Raw genomic sequence first — 10029 nt, forward strand, 5'->3', positions numbered from 1 at the left:
GGCGGTGACGTGGGCGGCGGTGACGGCGGCAACGGCAACGGTGGCGGCGGCAACGGCGGCGGCGGCAACGGCAACGGCGGCAACGGTGGCGGCGTCGGCGGTATCGACCCCGACCTCGGCGGTCAGGAGCCCCAGGGCGGCGAGGGCAACCTCGTCGACACCGGCTCCGACTCCACCGCCCCGCAGGGCGGCGGCGACGAGCTGGCCGAGACCGGTGCGGCGGAGACCACGTTCCTGCTCATCGGCGCCGCGACGATGATCGCCGGCGGCATCGGCTTCCGGGTCCTCCCGCGCCTGATGGAGGGCCGCGGCGGCGCCGCCGCCGCCTGACGGACGACGACCCGCCGAACGGGCGAAGGGCGGGGCGGGACGGCATCCAGCCGTCCCGCCCCGCCCCTTGTCGTCCGCTCCAGGGAAACGAGTCCTCGTTCCCGCTCACGCCGGGCAGGCGGGCGCTCAGCGCGCCAACAGCGCCGCCGCCGTGGCCAGGACCACCAGGAGGGCCAGCAGCGCCCCCGGGGTCAGCCCGCCGAACGGCTGCTGCATCCGCTCGCGGTTCGCGCGGCAGACGGGGCAGCGCCCCTCGCTGACCGGCGCCGCGCAGTTAGCGCACACCAATCGGTCGTACGTCATGCGCCCGCCCTCCTCGCGCAGCTTCCGCCATGCCCAACGTTCACGGGAACGATGCTGTTCCCTCTTCCACTGTGCCAGGTCCGGTGCGGGGCGGGCCCTCCGATACCCCCGCATCGCTTCGACAAACCTCCCCCACCCCGGCTCCGCCCGCGGGGAGGTACCCCCACCAAAGTGACGACAAAAGGGGCAAGGTGCACGCAACCAGGTCCGGCGACTGCGGCCACTACCCGCATTCGCGTATGGTCACGCACATCTACCCCCGGCGACTCGTGGTGTTTCCGTGATCCGATTCGACAACGTCACCAAGGTCTACCCCAAGCAGAACCGCCCCGCCCTCAGGGACATCACCCTCGAGGTCGAGCGCGGCGAGTTCGTGTTCCTGGTGGGCTCCTCCGGCTCCGGAAAGTCCACCTTCCTGAGGCTGGTCCTCCGCGAGGAGCGGGCCACCCAGGGACAGGTGCACGTGCTGGGCAAGGACCTCGCACGCCTCTCCAACTGGAAGGTGCCCCAGATGCGCCGCCAGCTGGGGAACGTGTTCCAGGACTTCCGGCTCCTCCCCAACAAGACCGTCGGCGAGAACGTCGCCTTCGCCCAGGAGGTGATCGGCAAGTCCCGCGGCGAGATCCGCAAGTCCGTGCCCCAGGTGCTCGACCTGGTGGGTCTGGGCGGCAAGGAGGACCGCATGCCGGGCGAGCTGTCCGGCGGTGAGCAGCAGCGCGTGGCGATCGCCCGGGCGTTCGTCAACAGGCCCAAGCTGCTCATCTGCGACGAGCCCACCGGCAACCTCGACCCGCAGACCTCCGTCGGCATCATGAAGCTGCTCGACCGGATCAACCGGACGGGCACCACCGTGGTGATGGCGACGCACGACCAGAACATCGTGGACCAGATGCGCAAGCGCGTCATCGAGCTGGAGAAGGGCCGCCTCGTCCGCGACCAGGCGCGCGGCGTCTACGGCTACCAGCACTGATCCCCGTCCACGGAAAGGCCTGACAAGAGCCATGCGGCTTCAGTTCGTGATGTCGGAGATCCGTGTGGGTCTCCGCCGCAACCTCACGATGACCTTCGCGGTCGTCGTGTCCGTCGCCCTCTCGCTCACCCTGCTCGGCGGCGCCATCCTGCTGCGCGACCAGGTGAGCGCCATGAAGGGCTACTGGTACGACAAGGTCAACGTCTCGATCTTCCTCTGCAACAAGAGCGACGCCGAGTCCGATCCCAACTGTGCCAAGGGCGCCGTCACCAAGGACCAGAAGGAACAGATCAAGGCCGACCTCGGCGACATGGCGATCGTCGACGAGGTGGTGCACGAGTCGCAGGACGAGGCCTACGACCACTACAAGGAGCAGTTCGGCGACTCCCCGCTGGCGGCGACCCTCACCCCGGACCAGATGCAGGAGTCGTACCGCATCAAGCTGACCGACCCGGAGAAGTACGAGGTCATCGCCACGGCCTTCGACGGCCGCGAGGGCGTGCAGTCGGTGCAGGACCAGAAGGGCATCCTCGACAACCTCTTCACCATGCTCGGCATGCTGTCGACGGCCGCGCTGGCGCTGATGGCGGTCATGCTGGTGGTCGCGATGCTGCTGATCGTCAACACGGTCCGCGTCTCCGCGTTCAGCCGCCGCCGGGAGACCGGCATCATGCGGCTGGTCGGCGCCTCCGGCTTCTACATCCAGGCGCCGTTCATCATGGAGGCCGCGGTGGCCGGCCTGATCGGCGGCGCGCTCGCGTGCGTCTTCCTGGTGCTCGGCCGGTTCTTCACCATCGACAACGGCATGGCGCTCTCCGAGCGGCTCACCCTCATCAACTTCGTCGGCTGGGACGCCCTCCTGACGAAGCTTCCGCTGATCCTCGCGATCAGCTTCCTGATGCCGGCGCTGGCGGCTTTCTTCGCGCTGCGCAAGTACCTGAAGGTGTGACGCTTCCCCAAGAGGGCCGCAGGGGCAACCGCCCCTGCGGCCCTCTCGCGTTGTCCTAGACTCCCCCTCATGTCAGGCCCCGACCCGTTCTGTCAGACCCGCACCACCCGCCCCACCCGTCCGGTTCGTCGCGGGGCGGCCCTGACCACCCTGGCCCTCGCGGGCGTCCTGGTGACGGGCGGCGCGGGCGGCGCCGCCTCCGACGGGCGCGGCGAGGAGCACGGGGGACCCCTCCGGTCGAGCGCGGCCGGGGGCCCGGGAGGGGCCGCGCGGTCCGGCGATCCGGCCCGGGACGCCCTGCGGGCGGCCCGGGAGGCCGCCGCGGAGGCGCTGGCCGACGGGAAGTCCCCCGCGGAGGCCGCGGAGCGGGCCGTGAGCCGCTCCGGGGACCGGTGGGGCGTCGTGTACACGCCGAAGGAGTACCAGGAGTTCGAGGAGGCGCTGGACGGCCGTTACACCGGCGTCGGCGTCTGGGCGGCCCGGGAGGAGGACGGCGACCTCACGCTCACCCGGGTGCGCGGCGGATCGCCCGCGGACGAGGCGGGGCTGCGCGCCGGGGACCGGATGCTGACCGTCGACGGCAGGTCCACGGCGGGTCTGCCGGTCACCGAGGTGCTGGCCCGGCTGCGCGGCGAGACCCCCGGCGAGGAGCCGCGGAGCGCCGGCAGCACGGTACGGATCGGCCTGGAGCGCGACGGGCGGCGGTGGACCGAGACGCTGCGCCGGGCCCGGCTCTCCACCGACCCGGTGACCGTGCGGCGGACCGCCGGCGGGGCGACGCTGATCAAGGTGAGCGCCTTCACCAAGGGCGCGGGCGGCAAGGTCCGCGCCGCGGCCTCCGAGGCCCCCGGCGCGGGCATACTGCTCGACCTGCGGGGCAACTCCGGCGGCCTGGTCACCGAGGCCGTGGAGACCGCCTCCGCCTTCCTCGACGGCGGGCTGGTCGCCACCTACGACCTGCGCGGCGAACAGCGGGCGCTCCACGCCGAGCGGGGCCGCAGCACCTCGCGCCCGCTGGTGGTGCTGGTCGACTCGGGAACGATGAGCGCGGCGGAACTGGTCACCGGGGCGCTGCAGGACCGGGGGCGCGCGGTGGTCGTCGGCTCCCGCACGTTCGGCAAGGGCGCCGTGCAGATGCCGGCCGAGCTGCCGGGCGGTTCGGTCGCCGAGCTGACCGTGGGGCACTACCGCACGCCGTCGGGCCGCGGCGTCGACGGCGAGGGCATCGTGCCGGACCTGGTGGCCGGGCGGAACGCCGAGCAGCGGGCCGAGCGGGTATTGACTGGCCTCGGGGGCCCCTCGTAGTGCCAAAATGGGCGGCACTATGGCCAAGGAAAAAGGGCGCAAGCTCATCGCGCAGAACAAGAAGGCGCGGCACGACTATCTCGTCATCGACACCTACGAGGCGGGCCTGGTCCTGACCGGCACGGAGGTGAAGTCGCTCCGCCAGGGACGGGCGTCGCTGGTCGACGGCTTCGTCCAGCTCGACGGCGGCGAGGCGTGGCTGCACAACGTGCACGTGCCGGAGTACAGCCAGGGCACCTGGACCAACCACTCGGCGCGCCGCAAGCGCAAGCTGCTGCTGCACCGGGAGGAGATCGACAAGCTCGCCGCGAAGTCGCAGGAGACCGGCCACACCATCGTCCCGCTCGCCCTGTACTTCAAGGACGGCCGGGCCAAGGTCGAGATCGCGCTGGCGAAGGGCAAGAAGGAGTACGACAAGCGCCAGACGCTGCGGGAGAAGCAGGACCGCCGCGAGACGGAGCGGGCGATCTCGGCGGTGCGCCGCAAGCAGCGGGCGTGACGCGGATCGCACCACGGAGCGGTGCGCGGCGGAACAAGGTGGCGTCCTCGGGCGTTGCTCAGTACGATGGCACTTGCCTCCCCGCGAGGGGGGCGCGAGATTGAAAAATCAACATGGGGATGATCGGTTTCGACAGCGGCTGTCGAAGCAGGGGAAGCGTGTCGAGGAAGCGGCCATGATCTCGTAAACCACAGGCCGAAAAAAATAATCGCCAATTCCAAGCGCGATATCTCCCAGAGCCAGCTCGCTCTCGCTGCCTGATCCAGGTAGCGTGACGCAGCTCTCTACTTAAGGGAGTGTCAGCCCGGGGATGTTCCCGACCCGGATCCTGGCATCAGCTAGGGGACTAAACCTTGATCCCGGTCACGGGGTGAAGAGGGAAACCACACAGTGACTGAGCCCGTCGGAGACTTGTCCGCGTGATCTCCGGGGCCGAGAAAAGCGAAGCGGACTGCACACGGAGAAGCCCTGGTTCCGCACCGTTGGACGCGGGTTCGATTCCCGCCATCTCCACCACCCCATGAGCGAAGCCCTCGACCGGACAGGTCGGGGGCTTTCGTGCGTTCCGCGGTGTCCCGCCCCTCCCCGGACCGCCCGGGTCCGGTCCCGGCACGTCGCGTCGTGCCCGAACACGAAAGGGCGGTGCCCCCGACGTGGTGTCGGGGGCACCGCCCTTTCGTGTTCGAGGAGGGTCACCGCTCGGGGCCGGCGTTGAACCGCTTCGTGGCCCAGAGGTAGCCCAGCGCGGTGAGGGCGACGCTCCAGGCGAGGGTCAGCCGGCCGTTGTGGCCGATGTCCGTGCCGAGGAGCAGGCCGCGGAGGGTCTCGATGGCCGGGGTGAAGGGCTGGTACTCGGCGACCGGCCGGAACCAGCCCGGCATGGACTCGACCGGGACGAAGGCGCTGGAGATCAGGGGGAGCAGCACCAGCGGCTGCGCGCTGTTGGCGGCGGCCTCCGCGTTCGGACTGACCAGGCCCATGCCGACGGCGATCCAGGTGAGCGCCAGGGAGAAGAGCACCAGCATCCCGAAGGCGGCGAGCCATTCCAGCACCGTGGCGTCCGTGGAGCGGAAGCCGATGGCGACGGCGACGGCGCCGACCAGGACCACGCTGGCCACGCACCGCACCACGCTGCCGGCGACGTGTCCGACGATGACGGATCCGCGGTGGACGGCCATGGTGCGGAACCGGGCGATGATCCCCTCGTTCATGTCGGTGGCCACCGAGACCGCCGTGCCGACGACCGTGGAGCCGATGGTCATCAGCAGGACGCCGGGAACCAGGTAGGCGATGTAGTCGGAGCGGTCCGCGCCGCCGATGCCGGCGCTCATCACGTCGCCGAAGAGGTAGACGAAGAGCAGGAGCAGCATGACCGGGGTGAGGAGGAGGCCGTCCGGGGCGCCGGCCCGGATGCCCGGCGGGCGGCCGAGCGCGTCCGCGGGCGGGGACGGCGCGACGCCCTCCGCGGGCGCGGCGTCCGGAAAGCCGGTGGACGACCGCCCGGCGGCGGACGGGGACGACGCGGTGGAGCCCGGGAAGGAGGGTGCCGAGCCGGCGCCGGCGCGACCGAGCCCGGTCCCCGAACCGGAGCCGGGCGACGAACCCGATCCGCAGCCCACGACGCGGACGCCGGACCCCGCGCCCACGGAGAGCACGCCGCCGGACCCGGGCCCGACCGGGAGCGCGGCCCCGGCCGACACCACCACCGTGGCCGCGGGACCGGCCGGCCCGGTCCCGCGTCCCCCGGCCTAGCCCGGTCCTGTCCGCCCCCGGGGGGCGGCGGGGAGCGGCCGCCCAGGTCCGCCCGGTCCCGTCCGGGGCGGCAAGTTCCGCCCCGGCGGCGGTGGGCGGTCCCGCCGCCCCCCCACGGGCGACCGTGCCGCCGGGCGGCCGACAGCCCCGGTCCGGCCCCGGTCCGCTCCCGGTCCGGCCCGCTCCCGGCCTGGTCCGGCCCCGGTCCGGGCCCCCGGTTTCCACCCGGTCGAGATCCGCCTCGTCAGACAGAGGAAGTCCGTCATCCCATGGCAACACCCCCCGGCCCCCGCGCCGGTTCCACCACCCGCATACCGCGCCCGGGAGCGGCGGACGCCGGCCCGCCCACCGGTCCGGCGCCGGCGCCCCGCCCCCCGGCCGACGGAACCCGCGGGCCGAAGGCCGAGGCCGACGCGAACGCGAAGGCCGGGGCCGACGCGAAGGCCAGGGCCGACGCGAAGGCCAGGGCCGACGCGAAGGCCGGGGCGAGGCCCGGGACCCGGTCCACCCGCAGGCCCCGCCGCCTCCCGCTGCGGTACCTGTTGCCGTCGCTGGTCCTCGTCGCCCTGTCGGCGATGCTGATGCTCCGCGGCTACGTGAACAGCGAGATCCTCGCCGACCACCGCGTCCGCCCGCCCGCGCCCACCGACGAGGTGCCCGACGGGATCCTCTCCGGAGGCCCCGTCATCGACACCCGCGGCGGCCGCGCGGAGACCCTCCGCGTCCCCGACCGCCGCCTCGTGCTCACCTTCGACGACGGCCCGGACCCGGAGTGGACGCCCAAGGTCCTCGACGTGCTGAGGAAGCACGACGCCCACGCCGTCTTCTTCATCACCGGCACCATGGCCTCCCGCCACCCCGGCCTGGTGGAGCGCATGGTGGCGGAGGGCCACGAGATCGGCGTGCACACCTTCAGCCACCCCGACCTCTCCTACCAGACACCCGGGCGCATCGACTTCGAGCTCTCCCAGACCCAGACCGCCCTGGCCGGCGCCGCCGGCATCCGCACCTCGCTGTTCCGCCCGCCCTACTCGTCGTTCGCCGGCGCCCTGGACAACAACAGCTGGCCGGTGACCCGGCACCTCGGCGAGCGCGGCTACCTCACCGTCCTCAACGACACCGACAGCCAGGACTGGAAGCGTCCCGGCGTCGACGAGATCGTCCGCCGGGCCACCCCGCGGCACGGGGCCGGGGCGATCGTCCTGATGCACGACTCCGGCGGCGACCGCGGCCAGACCGTGGCCGCGCTGGACCGGACGCTGCCCGAGCTCAAGGCCCGGGGCTACGCCTTCCAGAACCTCACCGAGGCCCTGGACTGGCCGAGCGCCCACACCCCGGTCACCGGGGCCGAGCTGTGGAAGGGCAGGTCCTGGGTCTGGCTGGTCCAGGCGTCCCAGTCGGTCACCACCGTGCTCGTCTCCGGCCTGGTGGTGGTCGGCGTGCTGGTCATCGGACGGTTCGCGCTGATGCTGGCGCTCTCCGCGTTCCACGTCCGCCGGACGCGCCGCCGCGGGGGCCGCTGGGGCGCCACGCCGGTCACCGGGCCGGTGACGGTGCTGGTGCCGGCGTACAACGAGGCCAAGTGCATCGAGAACACGGTCCGTTCGCTGGCGGGGAGCGAGCACCCGGTCGAGGTGATCGTCATCGACGACGGCTCCTGCGACGGCACCGCGGACATCGTGGAGGCGATGGGCCTGCCCGGCGTCCGCGTGGTCCGGCAGGCCAACGCCGGCAAACCGGCCGCGCTCAACCGCGGCATCGCGAACGCGAGCCACGACATCATCGTGATGATGGACGGCGACACCGTCTTCGAGCCCGCCACCGTGGGGGAGCTGGTGCGGCCGTTCGCCGACGCCGGGGTCGGGGCGGTCGCCGGAAACGCCAAGGTCGGCAACCGGGACTCGCTGATCGGGGCCTGGCAGCACATCGAGTACGTGATGGGGTTCAACCTGGACCGCCGGATGTACGACGTGCTGCGCTGCATGCCCACCATCCCCGGCGCGGTCGGGGCGTTCCGGCGCACCGCGCTGGAGCGGGTCGGCGGGATGAGCGAGGACACCCTCGCCGAGGACACCGACGTCACCATGGCCGTCCACCGCGACGGCTGGCGGGTCGTCTACGCGCAGGACGCGCGGGCGTGGACCGAGGCGCCCGAGTCGGTGCGGCAGCTGTGGTCGCAGCGCTACCGGTGGTCCTACGGCACCATGCAGGCCATCTGGAAGCACCGGGGCGCGGTCCTCGACAAGGGCTCCTCCGGGCGGTTCGGCCGGGTCGGACTGCCACTGGTCTCCCTCTTCATGGTCCTGGCGCCGCTGCTGGCCCCGCTGTTCGACGTGTTCCTCGTCTACGGCCTGGTCTTCGGCCCGACGGGCGCGACGGCCGGCGCCTGGCTGGGCGTGCTCGCCGTCCAGGCGGTGTGCGCCGCCTACGCCTTCCGGCTCGACGGGGAGCCCCTGCGGCACCTGATCTCGCTGCCGCTCCAGCAGCTCCTCTACCGACAGCTGATGTACGTGGTGCTCCTCCAGTCCTGGATCACGGCGCTGACGGGCGGCCGGCTGCGGTGGCAGAAGCTGCGCCGGACCGGCGTGGTCGGGGCCGCGCCGGGGACGGGCCCGGGGACGGGCTCGGGCCCGGGCCCGGGCGCGCGGGGGGCGGCGGCATGAGCGCGGAGACGACGGGCACGGCGCCGGCCGGGGCGGTCCCCGGGCGGGGCGGAGCGCCTGCCCCGCCGGGGGGCAGGGACCGCTACCTGGACCTGCTGCGCGCCCTGGCCCTGTTGCGGGTCGTGGTCTACCACGTCTTCGGCTGGGCCTGGCTGACGGTGCTCTTCCCCTCCATGGGCGTGATGTTCGCGCTGGCCGGCTCGCTGACCGCGCGGTCGCTGCGGCGGCCGGGAGGCTCGGCGCGCGAGGTGGTCGCCGCGCGGCTGCGGCGGCTGCTGCCCCCGCTGTGGGTGTTCTCCGTGGTGGTGCTGGGGCTGCTGCTCCTCGGCTCCGGATGGACGCCGCAGGGGCCCTGGGGGGTGGCCGGGACGCTCAACTACCTCGTCCCGGTGGGCGCACCGCCGTACCCGGAGCGGATCGGCTCCCCGTCCGGCGTGCTGGACACCGACTGGGCGAGGGACGGTGCCGGGCCGCTCTGGTACCTGCGCGCGTACCTCTGGTTCGTGGTGGCCTCGCCGCTGCTGCTGTGGTTCTTCCGGCGTGCGGCCTGGCCCACGCTGTTCGCGCCGCCGGTGCTCACCGGGGTGTTCGGCACGGGGCTGGTGACGGTCCCCGGCGAGACGGGCGAAGCGGTCAGGGACTTCTGCGTGTACGGCGGCTGCTGGATCCTCGGCTTCGCCCACCAGGACGGCGTGATCGCCCGGGTCCCCCGCTACGCCACCGTCTCCTGCGCCTCCGCCCTGATGGCCCTCGGGCTGTGGTGGGCCTCCGGGCACCAGGGGGACGAGCGCTGGGACCTCAACGACGTCCCCCTGGCCCAATGCCTGTGGTCGTTCGGCTTCGTGGCGGTCCTGCTGGTCCACGCACCGGTGTGGACGGAGCTCCCGGCGCGGCTGCGGCGCTGGGACGGCCTGGTCACCCTGGCCAACGACCGGGCGGTCACCGTCTACCTGTGGCACAACCTGCTGATCGCCCTGGCCTTCCCGCTGCTCGACCTGGCGGGCGTCGGCGGGGCGGCCTCGCTGCCGGCCGCGTTCCTGCTGCTGTGGCCGCTCCTCGCCCTCGCCGTCCTCGCGTTCGGCTGGGTCGAGGACCTCGCCGCGGGCCGCGGCGTCCGTCCGTGGCCCACGGGAAGGAGACGCCGCGGCACGGCCGGGCGGCCGGCCTGACCCTTGCCACGCACCGGCCGTCCGCCGTTCCGCGGGCGGCCGGACCGTCCGGAGGGCGCCGCCCGCGGGGCACGGCCGGCGCGCGCCCG

At 73.1% G+C, this 10029-nt stretch carries 8 protein-coding genes, 1 other RNA gene and 1 pseudogene; 8 read left to right on the forward strand and 2 right to left on the reverse strand.

Annotated elements, in window-relative coordinates; all coding sequences use genetic code 11:
* Positions 1-330 (forward strand): annotated as a pseudogene (locus A2U95_RS32670) (LPXTG cell wall anchor domain-containing protein); the annotation flags it as partial.
* A 126-nt stretch (positions 331-456) separates the two neighbouring features.
* On the opposite strand, the gene A2U95_RS13135 reads toward A2U95_RS32670, so the two are convergent.
* Positions 457-633: a hypothetical protein gene (locus tag A2U95_RS13135; protein ID WP_166022299.1), complete on the reverse strand. Its 177-nt coding sequence runs from the start codon at positions 631-633 to the stop codon at positions 457-459.
* Positions 634-913: 280 nt separating this feature from the next.
* Here A2U95_RS13135 and ftsE point away from each other — a divergent pair, with 280 nt between their 5' ends.
* The 5 genes from ftsE to ssrA all read left to right on the forward strand — a co-directional run bounded on the left by ftsE (position 914) and on the right by ssrA (position 4872).
* On the forward strand, positions 914-1603 hold the full coding sequence (gene ftsE, locus A2U95_RS13140; RefSeq protein WP_166022300.1) for a cell division ATP-binding protein FtsE: 690 nt from the start codon (positions 914-916) through the stop codon (positions 1601-1603).
* A 31-nt stretch (positions 1604-1634) separates the two neighbouring features.
* Positions 1635-2552, forward strand: a complete 918-nt coding sequence (gene ftsX, locus A2U95_RS13145; RefSeq protein ID WP_166022301.1) for a permease-like cell division protein FtsX — start codon at positions 1635-1637, stop codon at positions 2550-2552.
* Between the two features lie 69 nt (positions 2553-2621).
* A complete protein-coding gene (locus A2U95_RS13150; RefSeq protein ID WP_166022302.1) occupies positions 2622-3857 on the forward strand; it encodes a S41 family peptidase in 1236 nt (411 codons plus the stop codon).
* A gap of 19 nt (positions 3858-3876) precedes the next feature.
* On the forward strand, positions 3877-4356 hold the full coding sequence (gene smpB / locus A2U95_RS13155) for an SsrA-binding protein SmpB (RefSeq protein ID WP_108955112.1): 480 nt from the start codon (positions 3877-3879) through the stop codon (positions 4354-4356).
* A 115-nt stretch (positions 4357-4471) separates the two neighbouring features.
* Positions 4472-4872, forward strand: a transfer-messenger RNA (tmRNA) gene (ssrA, locus tag A2U95_RS13160).
* Positions 4873-5048: 176 nt separating this feature from the next.
* Here ssrA and A2U95_RS13165 read toward each other — a convergent pair.
* A complete protein-coding gene (locus A2U95_RS13165; protein WP_240957305.1) occupies positions 5049-6011 on the reverse strand; it encodes an ABC transporter permease in 963 nt (320 codons plus the stop codon).
* Between the two features lie 366 nt (positions 6012-6377).
* On the opposite strand from A2U95_RS13165, the gene A2U95_RS13170 reads away from it, so the two are divergent.
* Both A2U95_RS13170 and A2U95_RS13175 read left to right on the forward strand, forming a co-directional pair.
* Positions 6378-8771, forward strand: coding sequence for a bifunctional polysaccharide deacetylase/glycosyltransferase family 2 protein (locus A2U95_RS13170; protein ID WP_240957306.1), 2394 nt, complete (start codon positions 6378-6380; stop codon positions 8769-8771).
* Positions 8768-9940, forward strand: coding sequence for an acyltransferase family protein (locus A2U95_RS13175; protein ID WP_166022303.1), 1173 nt, complete (start codon positions 8768-8770; stop codon positions 9938-9940). The genes A2U95_RS13170 and A2U95_RS13175 overlap by 4 nt, the downstream gene beginning before the upstream one ends.
* Positions 9941-10029: the final 89 nt, after the last annotated feature.

This window comes from Streptomyces chilikensis, from assembly GCF_001642695.1.
In the GTDB taxonomy this organism is placed as follows: domain Bacteria; phylum Actinomycetota; class Actinomycetes; order Streptomycetales; family Streptomycetaceae; genus Streptomyces; species Streptomyces chilikensis.

Excerpts from the sequence above, each read along its gene's own strand:
- A2U95_RS13135 (WP_166022299.1), bottom strand. The coding sequence starts at position 633 with ATGACGTACGACCGATTGGTGTGCGCTAACTGCGCGGCGCCGGTCAGC.
- ftsX (WP_166022301.1), top strand. The coding sequence starts at position 1,635 with ATGCGGCTTCAGTTCGTGATGTCGGAGATCCGTGTGGGTCTCCGCCGC.
- A2U95_RS13150 (WP_166022302.1), top strand. The coding sequence starts at position 2,622 with ATGTCAGGCCCCGACCCGTTCTGTCAGACCCGCACCACCCGCCCCACC.
- smpB (WP_108955112.1), top strand. The coding sequence starts at position 3,877 with ATGGCCAAGGAAAAAGGGCGCAAGCTCATCGCGCAGAACAAGAAGGCG.
- A2U95_RS13170 (WP_240957306.1), top strand. The coding sequence starts at position 6,378 with ATGGCAACACCCCCCGGCCCCCGCGCCGGTTCCACCACCCGCATACCG.
- A2U95_RS13175 (WP_166022303.1), top strand. The coding sequence starts at position 8,768 with ATGAGCGCGGAGACGACGGGCACGGCGCCGGCCGGGGCGGTCCCCGGG.